At 57.3% G+C, this 17,617-nt stretch carries 13 protein-coding genes; 1 reads left to right on the top strand and 12 read right to left on the bottom strand.

Annotated elements, in window-relative coordinates; genetic code table 11:
• Positions 1-121 precede the first annotated feature (121 nt).
• The 4 genes from ligA to ACN0XM_RS16275 all read right to left on the bottom strand — a co-directional run bounded on the left by ligA (position 122) and on the right by ACN0XM_RS16275 (position 7,636).
• Positions 122-2,158 (bottom strand): NAD-dependent DNA ligase LigA, encoded by a 2,037-nt coding sequence (gene ligA, locus ACN0XM_RS16290; protein WP_417567995.1) that lies wholly within the window; start codon positions 2,156-2,158, stop codon positions 122-124.
• A gap of 74 nt (positions 2,159-2,232) precedes the next feature.
• The gene (zipA, locus tag ACN0XM_RS16285; protein ID WP_417567994.1) at positions 2,233-3,330 is read right to left on the bottom strand and encodes a cell division protein ZipA; all 1,098 of its coding nucleotides are present in this window, start codon (positions 3,328-3,330) and stop codon (positions 2,233-2,235) included.
• Positions 3,331-3,456: 126 nt separating this feature from the next.
• A complete protein-coding gene (smc, locus tag ACN0XM_RS16280; RefSeq protein ID WP_417567993.1) occupies positions 3,457-6,951 on the bottom strand; it encodes a chromosome segregation protein SMC in 3,495 nt (1,164 codons plus the stop codon).
• A gap of 1 nt (position 6,952) precedes the next feature.
• Positions 6,953-7,636, bottom strand: coding sequence for a GntR family transcriptional regulator (locus ACN0XM_RS16275; protein ID WP_417567992.1), 684 nt, complete (start codon positions 7,634-7,636; stop codon positions 6,953-6,955).
• Between the two features lie 289 nt (positions 7,637-7,925).
• On the opposite strand from ACN0XM_RS16275, the gene ACN0XM_RS16270 reads away from it, so the two are divergent.
• A complete protein-coding gene (locus ACN0XM_RS16270; RefSeq protein ID WP_417567991.1) occupies positions 7,926-8,852 on the top strand; it encodes a GGDEF domain-containing protein in 927 nt (308 codons plus the stop codon).
• Positions 8,853-8,855: 3 nt separating this feature from the next.
• Here the strand turns inward: ACN0XM_RS16270 and rluB are convergent, their stop codons facing one another.
• The 8 genes from rluB to odhB all read right to left on the bottom strand — a co-directional run bounded on the left by rluB (position 8,856) and on the right by odhB (position 17,611).
• Positions 8,856-9,878, bottom strand: a complete 1,023-nt coding sequence (gene rluB / locus ACN0XM_RS16265) for a 23S rRNA pseudouridine(2605) synthase RluB (protein ID WP_417567990.1) — start codon at positions 9,876-9,878, stop codon at positions 8,856-8,858.
• Positions 9,879-9,917: 39 nt separating this feature from the next.
• Positions 9,918-10,556, bottom strand: coding sequence for an SMC-Scp complex subunit ScpB (gene scpB / locus ACN0XM_RS16260; protein WP_417567989.1), 639 nt, complete (start codon positions 10,554-10,556; stop codon positions 9,918-9,920).
• 43 nt (positions 10,557-10,599) lie between these two features.
• A complete protein-coding gene (locus ACN0XM_RS16255) occupies positions 10,600-11,433 on the bottom strand; it encodes a segregation and condensation protein A (protein ID WP_417567988.1) in 834 nt (277 codons plus the stop codon).
• Positions 11,434-11,493: 60 nt separating this feature from the next.
• Positions 11,494-12,708, bottom strand: coding sequence for a tryptophan--tRNA ligase (locus tag ACN0XM_RS16250; RefSeq protein WP_417567987.1), 1,215 nt, complete (start codon positions 12,706-12,708; stop codon positions 11,494-11,496).
• 120 nt (positions 12,709-12,828) lie between these two features.
• Positions 12,829-13,701 carry a succinate--CoA ligase subunit alpha gene (gene sucD / locus ACN0XM_RS16245; RefSeq protein WP_417567986.1) on the bottom strand — a complete coding sequence of 291 codons (873 nt, stop codon included), beginning with the start codon at positions 13,699-13,701 and terminating at the stop codon, positions 12,829-12,831.
• The gene (gene sucC, locus ACN0XM_RS16240) at positions 13,701-14,867 is read right to left on the bottom strand and encodes an ADP-forming succinate--CoA ligase subunit beta (RefSeq protein WP_417567985.1); all 1,167 of its coding nucleotides are present in this window, start codon (positions 14,865-14,867) and stop codon (positions 13,701-13,703) included. The genes sucD and sucC overlap by 1 nt, the downstream gene beginning before the upstream one ends.
• A gap of 36 nt (positions 14,868-14,903) precedes the next feature.
• Positions 14,904-16,346, bottom strand: a complete 1,443-nt coding sequence (gene lpdA, locus ACN0XM_RS16235; RefSeq protein WP_417567984.1) for a dihydrolipoyl dehydrogenase — start codon at positions 16,344-16,346, stop codon at positions 14,904-14,906.
• Positions 16,347-16,381: 35 nt separating this feature from the next.
• Entirely contained in the window at positions 16,382-17,611 is a 1,230-nt protein-coding gene (odhB, locus tag ACN0XM_RS16230) for a 2-oxoglutarate dehydrogenase complex dihydrolipoyllysine-residue succinyltransferase (RefSeq protein ID WP_417567983.1), read from the bottom strand.
• Positions 17,612-17,617 lie beyond the last annotated feature (6 nt).

Genomic DNA, 17,617 nt, shown 5'->3' with positions numbered 1-17,617 from the left:
AACGTAGTTGTTATAGCTGCGACGCCCGATGACAACGCCGGACGATTTACACACCGTTACAGAACAACGCCATGGTAGCCAATTTAATCTGTAGGGGATCTGCGCGAGTTCTCAGATTCAGCTAGCTCGGTTCCAGGCCATATTTTTTCAACAACGCCAACAAACCCGCCTCATCCAGGATCGGCACTTCCAGTTGCTCGGCCTTGGCAAGTTTGGAGCCAGCGGCCTCACCAGCCACAACGCAGGCTGTCTTTTTCGATACGCTCCCAGCCACCTTGGCACCGAGGGACTCCAGTTGTTCTTTAGCCTCATCCCGGGTCATTTCCGAGAGCGTGCCCGTCAGCACCCAGGTCTGACCCTTGAGCGGCTGATCACGTTGCTGAACCTGTTCTTCCTGCCACTTCACGCCCGCTTCCCGGAGTGCATCCAGCGTCTCTCGGTTGTGGGTCTGCTCAAAGAAGCTCCGGATATGGCCCGCCACAATAGGGCCGACATCCGGGACTGTCTGCAGAGATTCCTCGTCTGCGACGGCAATAGCTTCAAGGGTCCCAAAATGGGAGGCCAGGGCCTTTGCAGTAGCCTCTCCGACCTCCCGGATTCCGAGGGCGTACAGGAACCGCCACAGAACCGGGTTTCTGGCGCGGTCGATGGCCTCCACCAGATTCGAGGCAGATTTCTCGCCCATTCGTTCCAGGCGTATCAGATCGTCAGTGGTGAGGTGGTACAAGTCGGCAACGGTCTCAACCATACCCTGATCGACCAGGATATCGATCCACTTGTCGCCCAACCCTTCGATATCCAGTGCCTTGCGGGAGGCATAGTGACGAATGGCCTCTTTGCGCTGGGCCGGGCAGAACAGACCTCCGGAGCAACGGGCCACGGCCTCTCCTTCAATCTGGATAACATCAGAATCGCAGACCGGACAAGTGGCGGGTAACTCAACCTGCCGGGCGTTTGCAGGCCTCTTATCCGTAACGACCTTGACCACCTGGGGAATAACATCTCCAGCTCTTCTAATAAACACGGTGTCGCCGATGTGAACGTCGAGACGGCGGATCTCGTCCATGTTATGCAGGGTGGCATTGCTTACGGTGACACCACCTACAAATACCGGTTTCAGCCGCGCCACGGGGGTTACCGCGCCGGTCCGGCCCACCTGGAATTCAACGTCCTCAATAACAGTCAGCTCCTCCTGGGCCGGGAATTTATGGGCAATGGCCCAGCGCGGCGCCCGGGACACAAACCCCAGCGCTTTCTGCTGATCCAGACGGTTGACCTTGAATACAATGCCATCAATCTCGTAGGGCAAGGTGTCACGTTTTTCCATCAGTTCGTTATAGGCCTCAAGGCACTCATCCACACCCCGGGCCTTCCGCATCTCCGGATTGATCCGGAACCCCCAACTGCGGACCCGCTGAAGCCCATCCCACTGCGTCTCTGGAAGCAGGCTTTCGTCGGTAACCGCCACACTGTAGGCGCACATTTCCAACGGACGCCTGGCGGTGACGGTGGATTTTTTCTGTCTCAGGCTGCCAGCCGCCGCATTGCGGGGATTTACAAAGGTTTTCTCGCCGCGGTCGGCAAGCCGGCGATTGAGCTGCTCAAAGCCTTCCCTGGGCATGTAGACTTCGCCCCGAACCTCGACGAGATCCGGCACACTGCCACCACGCAGTCTAAGCGGTACCGACGGAATGGTACGGATGTTGGCCGTGATGTCTTCACCGGAATAGCCGTCACCGCGGGTTGCTGCGGTTGTCAGTGAGCCATTTTCGTAATGCAGGCTGACTGCCAGACCATCCAGCTTGGGCTCACAGACGTATTCCACTTCCTCGCTGACACCCAGCCGATCCCGCACCCGCCGATCAAAATCCCGGAGCTCCTCCTCGCTGAATGCGTTGTCGAGCGACAACATAGGCAACCGGTGAACCACTTCCTCGAAACTGGTTTCCGCGGCACTACCAACCCGACGGGTTGGTGAATTGTCCGAGGCCAACTCCGGATAGTCCGATTCGAGCTTCTGTAATTCCCGGAACAGACGATCGTACTCGGCATCCGGAATACGCGGATCGTCGAGCACGTAATAATGGTAATTGTGGTCATCGATAACCGACCGGAGTTCTTCTACACGCTGGATGATCTCGGGCGTGGCTTTGCTCATGGACTGGCACTCTCGTCTGTAAAAAAATGCCCGGATCAAACCGGGCACATTACTCAGTCTGGTTTCGTCTGGCTTCAGACCCGATGGGACCGCTGTTTGCGCTCAAACTCCCGAATCCGTTGGCGGCAGTGCTCGATGGTTTGTGGCGTCATCACACTCCGACGCTCATCCTTCAGTTCTCCCCCCAGATTCCGAACCACGCACTGGGCGGTCTCAAGCATGAAATCGAAGGCCTGAAGCGCGCTTGAGGGCCCTGGCATACTCATGAAGAAGCTGATGCCCGGGGTCGCCATTGCCGGCATATCCCGGGGCTTGAACGTGCCGGGCTCCACCGCATTGGCAACACTAAACTGTACCGGGCTGGTGGTATCAGACTGTTCGTGACGGTGGTAAATGTCCATATCGCCATACTCAAGACCACAGGCTTCAAACAGCTTCTTCAGTGCTGGGCCCTTGAACTCCTCGCCATTCCGGGCAAGCACATTAATAACCACCACCTCCCTGGCCTCCGGGCGATTGGCTCCCGCCAAAGGCTGTCCGCTGTTGGGACGGGAAGGTTCGCGCCTGGCCGTGTCTTCTTCCACTTCCGTTGTGATGGTCGGCGGCACCGCTTCGACGGCCTCTGATCGACCTTCCAGCTCGCCTGCGGAGCTTTCCGGCTCGGAAGGCTGCTCTGGCGGGACTACCCTGGCTTCTCCGACTATTTCGTCATCCTGCTCAATCTCATCCTCCGTGGCACCCCAGCCAGAATCCGGTTCCATCCCGGCGTACTCGTGGTCAAACGACTCCTGGCTCGACAGCCCGTAATCCAGCTCAGTGTCGGACGAGTCATCCTTGGATTCAGGTGCAGCACCCTGCTCTGGAGATCTGTTAGCAACAGCGGTTACGGGGCGTGTCGGCTTGGGCTTTGGGGAACCGAACCTGCTTGATTTTTCAGGTTTAACGTAGCCGCGCTCTTCAAGTGTATCCCTTGAAATCGTTCGTGCACCGCCGTTTGGCAACTCGGGATTGAATTCGTCATCCAACGGCGAATCCTTGAGCTCATCCGCGCCCATCCCCGATGAAATCGCCATGGATTCCTTTCGGGCACGCCGCATCCGGCGGACTCCGTCAATAACAATGGCGATGATAACAAGGGTACCGATGGCAATTAACCATTCCCTAAGTGACATAGTGCTGCTGTCCTGTTTGCAGATCCCGTAACATTGTTACTCTAAGAAAAGCCCGTAATGAATACAACGCACACCCGGGCCAGATGGCCGTTTTGTCATGGTTGCCGGATTTGTAGCCAGCCGGCCTCAGGCCCCCGCCAGGGCGGCGGCCTCGTCCACATCCACCGAGACCAGCCGGGAACAGCCCGGCTCGTGCATGGTCACACCCATCAATTGGTCTGCCATCTCCATGGCAATCTTATTGTGGGTAATGTAGATGAACTGAACCTGTTTCGACATCTCTTTAACCATATTGGCGTAGCGGCCAACGTTGGCATCATCCAGCGGGGCATCCACTTCGTCCAGCATACAGAAAGGCGCCGGGTTCAGCTGGAAAATGGAGAACACCAGGGCGATGGCCGTCAGCGCCTTTTCGCCACCGGACAACAGATGGATGGTGCTGTTCTTCTTGCCCGGTGGGCGCGCCATGATCGCCACGCCGGTCTCCAGCAGATCTTCACCCGTGAGTTCCAGATAGGCGTTACCGCCACCAAAGACCTTGGGGAACAGGGCCTGAAGCCCGCCATTGACCTGATCAAAGGTTTCCTTGAAGCGCTGCCGGGTCTCACGGTCAATCTTGCGAATGGCGGTATCCAGCGTCTCCAGTGCTTCCATCAGGTCTTCATGCTGGGAATCCAGGTAGGTTTTCCGTTCGCTCTGAACCTGATATTCCTCGATGGCCGCGAGGTTGATGGCACCAAGGCGCTGTATCCGGTTACCGATCCGTTCAAGCTCCTCCGCCCAGTCTTTCTCGTTGGCACCCTCTGGCAACTGCGGCAGGATATCCTGCAACTTCACATCCAGCTCCCTGAGCTGGTCGATGTAATTGCCAGAGCGGATCTCCAGAGCCTGGGATTCCATTTTCAGCGTCTCAAGCCGGGACCGGACATCCTGAATTCGGTGATCGGTGCCGCTTCGGCCCTGCTCCTTTTCCCTCACTTCCCGGTCAATCTCCTCAAGAGCATCACGAGCCGCACCAAGCTTTTCCTCTTCAGCCAGGCGCCGGTCCAGCAACCCTTCAAGCTGCATCTGCAGATCTTCGATTGGCTCCTCGGCGTTCTCCCGGGACTCCCGCAGAATCTCCAGACGCTCGTCAATGCGCTCCTTCTGCATCTGCATCCGCTCGATCGTCTGCCTCAGACCTTCTCGCTGGCTATGAAGTGACTGCAACTGGAGTTGCAACTGATGGGCATGATCGCGATCATGGCGCGCTTCCTGCCGGAGGCGGTCCAGGTTTTCACGGAGACTGTCGCGCTGCTCCAGCAGGCGCTCCTTTTCTTCGTCGCTGTCTTCGGTGGAGGCCAGGGCCTGCTGCCATTCCTCACGAGACTCCTGCAAGCTCTCCTGCTGTCCTTCCAAATTCCCGGCAACATCCGAGATGTCTTCCCGGATTCGCTGCAGCCGGGCGTCAATCTGTTCGGCGCGGGCGCGCAGCCCACTGACCCGTGAGGACAGCGCGCTCAGCTCCCGGTCTGCCTCGCTCAGACGAGTCTGGGCTTCATCACGCGCCGATTCGGAACGTTCAGCACGTTCCTGGAGACTATCCATGCGTTCACTGGCGGTTTCCAGGGTTTGCTCGGCCTCGGCCAGTTGCGAACTCAGTTCCGTGACTTTCTTCTGGCGTTCAATAACGCCAATTTGTCCGGTATCCGAATCCGGCATCAGCACCCAGTCCCTGGCAACCCAGACCCCTTCCAGAGTCATCACGCTCTGGCCTTCCTCCAGGCCGGATCGCATGCCCATGGCATCTGAGAGGGTCTCAACGGCATCAATACGCCGAAGCAATGCGGAAACCGCAGGTACCCCTGAGACTTTTGCCGCCAACCCACCGCCTGATCCGCTGGCAAACGTCCCGGAGCCAACGACAGCAAGGCCTCTGGGCGCGCCTCTCAAGGAAGGCGAGATCTGGTCGATATCCGGCAGGCACAAACCCTGGGTAAACCGACCGATCACCTGCTCAACGGCAAACTCCCAGCCATCATCAATCTGCAACTGACTGGCGACACGGGGCATATCGCTCAAAGAATATTCTGACAGCCAGGCTTGCAGGACATCGTCCTGGGATCCCATCTGCTCATCCAGCAGCGCCTGCTGCGATTCCAGGGACGCCCGCAGGCTCTGGACCCGCTGGCGCTCTTCAGACACGGCTTTCTCGGCATCACGCTGATTCTGGCGGGCTTCATAGAGCTCGTCCTGAATTGCGGCAATCCGTTCGGCAGCCTCTTCCCGCTGCAGCTCCAGCGATTCCTGCTGCTCCAGCAACTCTTCCAGCTCCGCCCGATCCATCTGGCCCTCCAGCAACTCCTGCTCATCCTGAAGTTTGCGCTGGCGACTCAGCAATTGTTCAATAGCATCCTCGAGGGAACGGATCCGGGACTGAGCCAGCTCGGCCTGGCGGCGGGCATCCGATGAGCGGGCACTAAAATCTTCCCATTGGTGCTGCCAATCGCCCATGGCATCTTCGGCCTGCTGCAATTTCTCGCCGGATTCCTCCGAACGCACGGCCAGCGCCTCCTGTTCAGGCTCCACCATGTCCAGCTCTTCCTGAATGCCCGCCAGTTTGTCTTCGTCCTGCTCCAGTTCCCGGGCCAGTTCACGCTGGTTCGCCAGGGCCTGATCAAGCTCCGTGGCCATCTGACGGCTGCGCTCCCTCTGGTGCTCGAGGCTTTGTTCAATACGGGCGATATCGGCGCCAGCCTCATAATAACGGGCCTGGGCGCGATTAAAGTGTTCAGTGCGGTCCTGGTGGCTGTCACGCAGGGATTCCAGTGATGTTTCCAGGCTGACCCGCTCTGTCAGGTACTTTTCCAACTCAAGCTCGGTGTCACGTATCTTGCCGCGCCAGGCCTGGAGGTCGTTATCCAGGGATTGCCAGCGGAGCACCGTCAGCTCGGCTTTCTTCAGGCGCTCTTCCTGTTTGTAGGCCTTGTACTTTTCCGCGGCAGCGGCCTGGCGCTCAAGATGCTGAAGCTGGCGCCCAAGTTCTTCACGCAGATCGGTAAGCCTCTCCAGGTTTTCCTGGGTCCGGCGAATCCGGTTTTCCGTTTCCCGGCGACGCTCCTTGTACTTCGAAATGCCGGCCGCTTCCTCAATGTAGATTCGAAGCTCTTCGGGCTTTGCCTCAATCAGCCTGGAAATCATGCCCTGCTCAATGATGGCGTAACTACGCGGCCCGAGGCCGGTACCGAGGAACAGATCGGTAATATCCCGCCGCCGGCACTTGGAACCGTTCAGAAAATATTCGGACTGGCCCTCACGGGACACCCGGCGGCGAACCGAAATTTCGTTGAACCGGAAAAATTCACCGGGCGCGGAGCCGTCGCTGTTATCAAACACCAGCTCGATCGACGCCTGCCCCACGGGCTTCCGGGCACTGGAACCGTTAAAGATGACGTCGGTCATCGACTCGCCACGAAGGTACTTGGCAGAGCTTTCGCCCATAACCCAGCGCACTGCGTCGATGATGTTCGACTTGCCGCACCCATTGGGCCCGACAACGGCGGTCATGTTCGATGGAAACGGCACGGTCGTAGGATCGACAAACGATTTGAAGCCGGAGAGTTTGATGGACTTCAGACGCATATCAGGCGTTCTCCTCCTGCCGGAGAATGGTCAAGACCTGCTGTCGCTGATGCTCTCCGAAGGCCTTAATCACCGTCTGCAGGCGCTCTGCATCGTCGCGGACCGCGGCGTCTGCCAATTGCCGGAAGAAGGTCGCTGTTTTCCCGATTTCATCCCGGAAATGTTCGAGTGCCACAAAATAGGTGCGACTGACGGCGGGACGGAAATTCTCGAGGGTTTCCTCAAGAAACGGGTTGTCGACCAGACCATAGGCATAACGCATGACACCAAAGCCGGCGTCAATCACCTGCTCGGCCGCGTCTTCACTGGTGGCGTTCAGGGCATCAATCACGGCCTGTAATTCACCGACCTGGCTCATAACACCACCAAGCTCCTTACCGGACCAGCGCTCCAGGACCTTGCGCCCTAGCATGCAGAGAAGGTCAATATAGATGTCGTAAAGGCTGTTGACGCTTTCAGGAGTCAGGCTTGAGACCACCGCACCCCGGCGGGGAAAGATCTCGATCAGGTGGCGTCTTTCGAGAATGAGTAACGCCTCGCGGACCGAACCGCGACTGACGTTCAACTCCCCCGCCACTTTAAGCTCCTGAATGCGCTCTCCAGGTTTGAGATCTCGCGTGATAATCCGCTGCCCAAGGTGCTGGGCTATTTGTTCGGATAGACTTTCCGGGGCCTGAAACCTCATAAAGTTAGTCGCTCACTTCTGCAGACGGCTCAAATACAAGCGCAGAAGTTTACCACACGCTCTCACCAGCCCCATCCCCTTGTCTGACATTTTGCCAAGGTGTTGAAGAATCAACGGCAAAACGCTGCCGGTTTTTTGACGACAGGGCGCGTGCCAAATTCTAAAACCTGAAGTCAAATCTTGAATACTCTCCTTACCAATTGTTTTTGCTTGTTTTTAATTATTACGGAACGGTTTCTGCAAAACAGCGGCCTGTGCACTGTAAACTTCTGCGACAGAGTGAGCTGTAGTGAAACACATACCGTCAATCCACAATTCCGGTTCCCAGCCCCAGAAATTGGCAGCTCTGCGCCAGGCTCACCAGGATCGGAACAACGCACCGGATGTCCTCACCAGGCTGACCCGTCGCCTGTCCACCACACTGTCACTGGAACAACACCTGGCGATTCTGACCGAAGAACTGGGCGCGATTGTGCCCTTTGAAACGCTTCATTACCGGCATCGGATCGGAAAGCAGGATTTCGTCTACGCCACCGGCATGGGCGGTCCTCACCGATGCGAATATCGATTGAGCCTTGAAGGGGTGAATTACGGGACCCTGGTATTGCATCGCAGGCAGCGGTTCTCTGACCAGGAACTTGAGGGTGTCGAGATGATACTCGGTGCCGCGATCTGCCCGATTCGAAATGCCTGCCAATACATTGCCATTGAGCAGGCATCACTGACGGACTCACTGACCGGCATCCCCAACAAGCGGGCGATGGACGACGCGTTACAGCGTGCCAGCCTGTTGTCAGAGCGACATGGCGAGCCTTACTCGCTTGTCCTGTGCGATCTGGACCATTTCAAAGCAGTCAACGACACCCACGGGCATGTGGTCGGCGACCACCTCCTCCAGATTGCAGCCGCCGAGCTTGAGAAGGCCGTGCGAACGTCAGACAGCGTCTACCGGTTTGGTGGTGAAGAGTTTGCCGTTCTACTGCCTCATACTGCTGAGCGGGATGCAAAAGACGTAGCTGAACGGATTCGCGAGGCAATTGCGGGTATTCGGGTTGATGCTGGCGAGAAAGAACTTCGGGTAACGACCAGCTGCGGGGTAGCCACCTTCCTGCACAAAGAATCTGCCCAGGAATGGCTCGCCCGGGCCGATGAGGCCCTCTACCGTGCCAAACACCAGGGCCGAAACTGCACCCGGGTGTTTGCCACCATTTCCTGAATATCAGCTACGGGGCGTTTTGCTCCGGGGCCGATCGGATTTTGAGGTTTGCCCGGCAGGTTTGGCCGGCCTGGTATCGCTGACTGCCCATTTTTTGCCAGGCGTCTTCTTGCCGGATCGCCCCGGACTCTTGCGACGCTGGCGATCATGAGCAGCCTTTTCATCCGGTGTTTTCTGTGGAATATCAACGGAATCGAGCCCAACGCTGCGACTGAGCATATCGACGGCTTTCTGGTCAAGTTCCTCCCATTTGCCAACTGTCAGACGACTTGGCAGAAAGATCGGTCCGTAGCGGACCCGCTTCAGGCGGCTGACCCGAACGCCCTGGGATTCCCAGAGCCGGCGGACTTCCCGGTTTCGCCCTTCCAGCAAGGTAACGTGAAACCAGCGATTCATGCCACTGCCACCCGCCGGCGAAAGGTCGGTAAACTTTGCCATGCCATCTTCGAGCAAAACGCCCTGAAGCAGACGCTCAATCATTGCATCATCCACTTCCCCGAAGATACGCACCGCGTATTCCCGGTCTATCTGGTTGGAAGGGTGCATCAGCCTATTGGCAAGCTCTCCGTCTGTGGTAAAAAGCACCAGGCCAGTGGTGTTGATGTCGAGCCGGCCAATGGAAATCCAGCGGTGCTCCTTCAGGCGTGGCAGGCGATCAAATACCGTCGGTCGGCCCTCCGGATCCTTTCGGGTGTTAACTTCGCCTTCGGGCTTGTTGTAGATGAGCACACGACGCAACACTTCCGAGGCGCCGGAAACCTCAAGGCGCTTACCATCAAGTTCAAATCGGTCTGCCACGGTGGCTTTCTGGCCCGGAGCCACTGCCAGGCCGTTTACCGTAAGGCGGCCAGTTTCCATCCAGCCCTCAATCTCCCGGCGCGAACCGATACCTGCCCTGGAGAGCAGCTTCTGGATCCGTTCGGGACCATCGTGGGTCACTTTGTCCACCGGCCTTGCTGACGCTTTCGCCGTCCTGGCCGGTTCTTTCGCCTTTCTGGCTGGTTTTTCGGGGCGTTCTGCCGCCATGAAATCAATCCTTAGTCTCTGACTGATACCCGAATGGTATCAATGAAGTGTCTGGCCCGGAGAGTCGTCACCGCTCTCCGCAGCGGGCGATTCAAATTCGATCTCCGCCTGTATGTTCTTTTCGATTTCCCGGCCGATTTCTTCCAGATCCCGGACCTCAGACAGCGGCGGCATCTGATCCAGCCCCGCCAGGTTGAAATAGTCCAGAAACTGTTTGGTCGTCGCGTACATGGCCGGCCGGCCAGGAACATCACGATGGCCGACAACGCGCACCCACTCTCGCTCAAGCAGTGTACGAATGATATTGCTGCTTACCGTAACACCTCGAATATCTTCAATTTCGCCCCGGGTAATCGGCTGCCGATAGGCGATCAGCGCCAGGGTTTCCAGCAACGCCCGCGAATAACGCTGGGGCTTCTCCTCGAACAGCTGACCAACCCAGGGAGCGTACTCCTGACGAACCTGGAGACGGTAACCGCTGGCCACCTTTTTCAGCTCGAACCCGCGACCCTCGCAGGCATTTTCCAGCAGCACCATGACATGCTCCATAACCTGCCGGGCCGGCCGCTCCTCTTCAGAAAACAAATCCCGCAACTGGTCGAGGGACAGCGGCTTGCCGGCCGCCAACAAGGCGGCTTCAGCAATCGCCTGGATTCTCAGGAGATGTTCTTCGTTCATGATGATTACCCGTGTTTCCGTGCTTCCAGCCGTGAACAGGACACTAACTGACCGCCCGGGCGCGCAAATGAATCGGCCCCAGGACTTCGCCCTGCACCACCTCGATCAACTGCTCTTTTACCAACTCCAGCGTGGCCAGGAACGTAACGACCACACCAAGTCGACCCTCTTCAACGGTGAACAGGCTTTCGAACGTCACAAAGCGATCATCCTGCAGCGCAGACAGAATCGCGGACATACGCTCACGGGTCGACAACCGCTCCCGTTCCACGTGGTGGCTGGTAAACAGATCAGCCCGCCTCAGTACACCCTGCAGTGCAAGCAGCATCTCCCGCAGATCCACATCCGGGTGGGGCTGGCTAGAGGGCATGCTCGGCAAAGCCGCAGAGGCGGCAAAGTTGTCCCGTTCCAGGCGGGGCAGTTGGTCAATATCCTCGGCTGCCTGCTTGAAGCGCTCATACTGTTGCAGCCGGCGGATCAGCTCAGCCCGCGGATCAACCTCTTCCTCATCGTCACTCTCCTGCCTGGGCAACAACATCCTGGATTTGATCTCTGCCAGGGTCGCGGCCATCACAAGGTATTCTGCGGCCAGATCGAAGCGCATGGCTTCCACAGCACCAATGTAGTCCATGTACTGTCGAGTGATCTCGCTGACATCGATTTCCAGAATGTTCATGTTCTGGCGACGAATGAGGTAAAGCAGAAGATCCAGGGGCCCCTCAAAAGCCTCCAGAAAAACCGCCAGGGCATCCGGCGGAATGTAGAGATCCTTGGGAAGATCCACAACCGGCTTGCCGGAAACCCGGGCCAGCGGCGACGGCTCGGGCGTCGTTTCCTGCACTTCGGGCGCTACCGAATCTGTGGATTCTTCCGTCATAACCTATCTCTCCGGGACGGAGCTGCACAGTGCAGCTCCGGATCGCGGGCATGTAAGGATTCAGCGGTAATGGAGACCCATGGCTGCCCGGACTTCCTCAAGGGTATCCCGGGCGGCATCACGGGCATGCTCACGACCTTCCTGCAAGATCGAATGCACCAGATCCGGGTTGCCCTCATACTCACGCGCACGTTCATGCAAAGGCCGCTGCTCCTCTACAATAGCGTCAATCAATGGTTTCTTGCAGTCCAGGCAACCAATGCCAGCGCTCCGGCAGCCGGTCTGGACCCACTCCTGGGTGTCGGCGTCGGAATAGATCTTGTGCATACCCCAGACAGGGCACTTCTCGGGCTCACCCGGATCGGTGCGGCGAACCCGTTGGGGATCGGTCTGCATCGTCCGGACCTTTTTGGCCACACTGTCCGGCTCTTCACGCAACCCAATGTAGTTGTTGTAGGATTTGGACATTTTTTGGCCATCCAACCCTGGCAACTTGGATTCCGGTGTGAGCAACGGCTGGGGTTCGGGTAAAATAACCTTGCCACCGCCCTCGATGTAACCATACAGGCGTTCGCGATCACCCAGGGAGATATTCTGCTGCTCCTTGAGCAATGCCCTGGCGGTTTCCAGGGCTTCCATATCGCCCTCTTCCTGATAGCGCTTCTTGAGGTTGCGATACAGTTTGGCGTTCTTCTTGCCCATCTTGACGATGGCACCTTCCGCCTGTTCTTCAAAACCCGGCTCGCGACCGTAGATGTGGTTGAAACGGCGGGCAATTTCCCGGGTAATCTCGACATGGGAAACCTGATCAGCGCCCACCGGCACCTTGCCGGCGCGGTAAACCAGGATATCGGCGCTTTGCAGCAGCGGATAGCCCAGGAATCCGTAGGTGGCCAAATCTTTTTCCCGCAATTTTTCCTGCTGGTCCTTGAAGGTCGGGATCCGCTCAAGCCAGCCGAGAGGCGTGATCATGGACAACAGCAGATGCAACTCCGCGTGCTCGGGCACCTGGGACTGAATGAACATAGTGGATGACCCAGGGTTGACCCCGGCCGCCAGCCAGTCGATGACCATGTCCCACACACTCTGTTCAATCCCGGAGGGGTCGTCGTAGTTCGTGGTGAGGGCGTGCCAGTCTGCCACGAAAAAGAAGCACTCAAATTCGTGCTGGAGTTTCACCCAGTTTTTCAGCACACCATGATAGTGGCCAAGGTGAAGCTTGCCGGTTGGACGCATGCCGGACAAAACCCTTTGCTGGGAATCTACAGAACTCAAAGCACGAACTCCTTATTTAGTATTAGATTCGCCATCATAGTTCAGGCGACCCGGCATTATAAATAAAAAACCCCCGCTCTGCAGGGCAGAAACGGGGGGTTTAACTGAAAGAAGGCCAGCTTACCAGCCAGTGACTTCCTTCAGGGCCTTACCGATCTCGGCCAGACTGCGAACAGTCCGCACACCGGCGTCTTCCAGAGCGGCAAACTTTTCGTCTGCAGTACCCTTACCACCGGAAATGATGGCGCCAGCATGGCCCATACGCTTGCCCGGGGGCGCAGTGACACCAGCGATGTAGGAAACCACCGGCTTGGTGACGTTCTGCTTGATGTAGGCCGCAGCTTCTTCCTCGGCAGTACCGCCGATCTCTCCGATCATCACAATGGCTTCAGTTTCAGGATCTTCCTGAAGCAAGGCCAGAATGTCGATAAAGTTGGAACCCGGGATCGGGTCACCACCGATACCGATACAGGTAGACTGACCGTAACCGTAATCGGTGGTCTGCTTGACCGCTTCGTACGTCAGGGTGCCTGAGCGGGACACGATACCCACCTTGCCCTTCTTGTGGATGTGGCCAGGCATGATGCCGATCTTGCACTCGTCCGGAGTGATAACACCCGGGCAGTTGGGACCAATCATGCGAACGCCTTCGCGATCCACGTACTCTTTGGCGTACAGCATATCGATGGTCGGGATGCCTTCAGTAATACAGACGATCAGCTTGATGCCGGCATCGGCCGCTTCGATAATGGCGTCTTTACAGAACGGCGCAGGAACATAGATAACGGTCGCCTCTGCACCGGTTTTCTCAACCGCTTCACGTACGGTGTTGAACACCGGAAGTCCCAGATGCTCTGTGCCACCCTTGCCGGGGCTGACGCCACCAACCATCTTGGTCCCGTAGGCAATGGCTTGCTCAGAGTGGAAAGTACCCTGCGCGCCGGTAAAGCCCTGACAGATAACCTTGGTGTCTTTGTTGATCAGGATGCTCATTATTTACCCCCTGCGGCTTTAACGACTTGCTCTGCCGCATTCGACAGACTGGTGGCGGCAATGATATTCAGGCCACTATCGGCGAGTACCTGGATGCCCTTCTCGGCGTTGTTGCCTTCAAGACGAACAACCACAGGAACCTTGACGCCCACTTCCTTGACGGCGCCAATAATGCCCTCCGCGATCATGTCGCAGCGAACGATGCCACCGAAGATGTTGACCAGAACCGCCTGGACGTTGTCGTCAGACAGGATGATCTTGAACGCTTCGGAAACGCGCTCTTTGGTAGCGCCGCCCCCTACATCCAGGAAGTTGGCTGGCCGGCCACCGGACAGCTTGATGATGTCCATGGTACCCATGGCCAAGCCCGCGCCGTTAACCATACAACCGATGTTGCCTTCCAGAGCGACGTAGTTGAGTTCCCACTTGGCAGCTTCCGCTTCACGGGAATCTTCCTGGGACGGATCGTGCATGTCGTGGATTTTTTTCTGACGGTAAAGCGCGTTTCCGTCGACGCCGAGCTTTGCGTCCAGGCAGTGCAGATCACCGGCCGGCGTGATTACCAGCGGGTTGATCTCAACAAGCGCCAGATCGCACTCTTCAAACAGTTTGGCCAGACCCAGGAAGATCTTGGTGAACTGCCCGATCTGCTTGCCTTCTAGGCCCAGTTTGAACGCCAATTCGCGGCCCTGGTAAGGTTGCGCGCCGACCAGCGGATCGATTTCCGCTTTCAGGATCTTCTCAGGGGTTTCCTCAGCAACCTTCTCGATCTCGACACCGCCTTCGGTGGAGGCCATGAACACGATGCGGCGGGTGCCACGATCGACAACGGCACCCAGGTACAGTTCCTGGTCGATGTCAGTGAGGGATTCAACCAGAATCTTGCTGACCGGCTGGCCATGTTCGTCAGTCTGGTAAGTTACCAGCTTTTCGCCCAGCCATTTCTCGGCAAACTCACGGATCTCTTCTTTGCTCTTAACCAGCTTTACACCGCCAGCCTTGCCACGGCCACCCGCGTGAACCTGAGCCTTCACGACCCATGCGTCACCGCCGATCTCGCCGGCAGCGTCAACAGCTTCTTTCGGAGTATCACAGGCAATGCCCTTGGATACTGGCAGGCCATATTCAGCAAAAAGCTGTTTGCCCTGATATTCATGCAAATTCATAGTTAATGTCCCGAATTAAAAAATTCCTGGTTTGCGTTACTTCTTCTTGCGGCGGTTGGCGATATGAATCGCGCCACCACCGACGGCCAGAGCTGCTTCATGCACAGACTCGGACAGAGTCGGGTGTGCGAAACAGGTCAGGGCCAGATCTTCGGCGCTGGAACCGAATTCCATGGCGATAACGCCCTGGGCAACGATTTCAGAAGCCTGGGGACCAACGACATGGAACCCGACGATACGGTCGGTTTTCGCGTCAGCAATGATCTTGACCAGGCCAGATGCCGAGTTTGCAGCCATGGCACGGCCATTAGCGGCAAACGGGAAGGTACCCACGTTATATTCTTCACCTTCAGCCTTGAGCTGCTCTTCGGTCTTACCAACCCAGGCAACTTCCGGTGCGGTGTAGATAACGTTCGGGATGCAGTCGTAATTCACCTGGGGCTTGTGCCCGGCAATACGCTCGGCAACCATAATGCCTTCTTCAGAGGCTTTGTGAGCCAGCATCGGGCCACGAACCACGTCACCAACGGCCCAAATGCCCGGCGCCTCGGTTTTGCAATTGTCGTCCACGAAGATGAATCCACGTTCATCCATCTGGACACCGGCATCCTCAGACAGCAGGTTGTCGGTATAGGGACGACGACCAACGGCAACGATCAGCTTGTCGAACTTGGCTTCATGCTTGCCCTTGGAATCCTCATAGGTCACGTTAACCAGCTTGCGCTTCACTTCCGCGCCGGTCATGCGCGCACCCATGACGATGTTGAGACCCTGCTTCTGGAATTGCTTCAGGGCGTCCTTCGCAACCTGCTGGTCTACAGCGGGCAGGAAGGTATCCTGGGCTTCCAGAACTGTCACTTCAGCACCCAGACGAGCCCATACACTGCCGAGCTCTAGGCCGATAACACCGGCGCCGATAACGCCAAGGCGTTTGGGTACTTCGCTGAACTCCAGCGCACCCTCGGAATCCACGACGTAGTCGCCGTCAAACGGTGCGGGCGGAATCTGGATTGGCTTGGAGCCGGTCGCCAGAATCACGTTTTCAGCTTCATAGGTCGTGGTCTTGCCGTCTTTGTCGGTGACTTCCACCTTGCGGTTCGCAAGCAGCTTTCCGTGACCGTGGATAGACGTCACACCGTTAGCCTTGAACAGACCCGCAATCCCGCCGGTCAGCTGCTTAACGATGCCGCTCTTGCGTTCCATCATCTTTGCGATGTCCATTTTGACATCCTTTGCGATGATGCCCTGCATCTCGTAGCCGTGGCTGGCTTCCTCGAACTTGTGAGAAATCTCCAGCAGCGCCTTGGAGGGAATGCAGCCCACATTCAGGCAGGTACCGCCGAGCACCTGACCCTTTCCGTCTTCAGCGGTCCAGGACTCGACACACGCGGTCTTCAGGCCGAGCTGCGCCGCTTTGATGGCGGCCACATAGCCCCCGGGGCCTGCACCAATGACAATGACGTCGTACTTATCAGACATAGTTAATCCCGTTTTCCGATTCGTTAAGTGTCGGCTCAGACGTCCAGCAGAATACGTGCCGGGTCTTCAAGCATTTCCTTGATCGCAACAAGGAACTGCACTGCTTCCTTGCCATCGATCATACGGTGGTCGTAAGAAAGCGCCAGATACATCATTGGCTGGATTTCCACCTTGCCATTCACCGCCATCGGGCGCTCCTGGATCTTGTGCATACCCAGGATCGCGGTCTGCGGAGGATTCAGGATCGGGGTGGAAATCAGAGAACCGAAGATACCGCCATTGGTGATGGTGAAGGTACCGCCGGTCATATCCTCAATACCAAGCTTGCCGCCTTTGGCCTTGGTGCCGTACTCGACAATCTTTTTCTCAATATCGGCGAGGCCCAGTGCGTCAGTATCGCGAACAACCGGGACCACCAGGCCACGATCGGTAGAGACCGCCACACCGATATCCTGGTAACCATGGTAAACCATGTCGTTGCCGTCGATGGAGGCGTTAACGGCCGGGAAGCGCTTCAGTGCTTCGGTAGCCGCCTTGGTAAAGAAGGACATGAAGCCCAACTTGATGCCGTGGCGCTTCACGAAGCTGTCCTGGTACTGCTTGCGCAGCTCCATGATCGGCGCCATGTTCACTTCGTTGAAGGTGGTCAGCATGGCCGCGCTTTGCTGTGCGTTGACCAGACGCTTGGCGATGCTGGCGCGCAGGCGCGTCATGGGAACACGTTTCTCCGGGCGTTCGCCCGCTGAAACATTTACCTCTGGCATATCCGCAGCCGGCTTGGGTGCAGTTTCACCACCGGATGACTTCGCACTTTCGACGTAGCTCTGAACGTCTTCTTTGGTTACACGGCCATCTTTGCCGGTACCCTTGACCGCGCTTGGGTCAACGCTGTTTTCTTCGGCCAGCTTGCGGGCCGCCGGGCTCAGGATGGCATCGCCGGAAGCAGCATCACTTTTCGCCTCTTCCTTTGGAGCCTCTTCCTCGCTCTTTCCTTTCTTGCCTTCCGCAGGCTTGGACTCGCCCGCTGCACCTGCCTTGAACTTGCCGACTACTTCGCCGCTCTCAACAGTATCGCCTTCGTTCTTGAGGATTTCTTCGATAACGCCATCAGCAGGCGCAACAACCTCAAGAACGACTTTGTCGGTTTCAATATCGACAATTAGTTCGTCACGCGAACAGGCTTCGCCCGGCTGCTTGTGCCAGGTCGCAACAGTACCCTCTGCGACCGACTCCGGGAAAACGGGGGCTTTAATCTCAGTTGACATTACAGA

Source organism: Marinobacter sp. (genome assembly GCF_048269445.1).
In the GTDB taxonomy this organism is placed as follows: Bacteria; Pseudomonadota; Gammaproteobacteria; order Pseudomonadales; family Oleiphilaceae; genus Marinobacter.
Note: the sequence above shows the minus strand (reverse complement) of the source record. Positions and strands in the feature narration are given on the sequence as shown.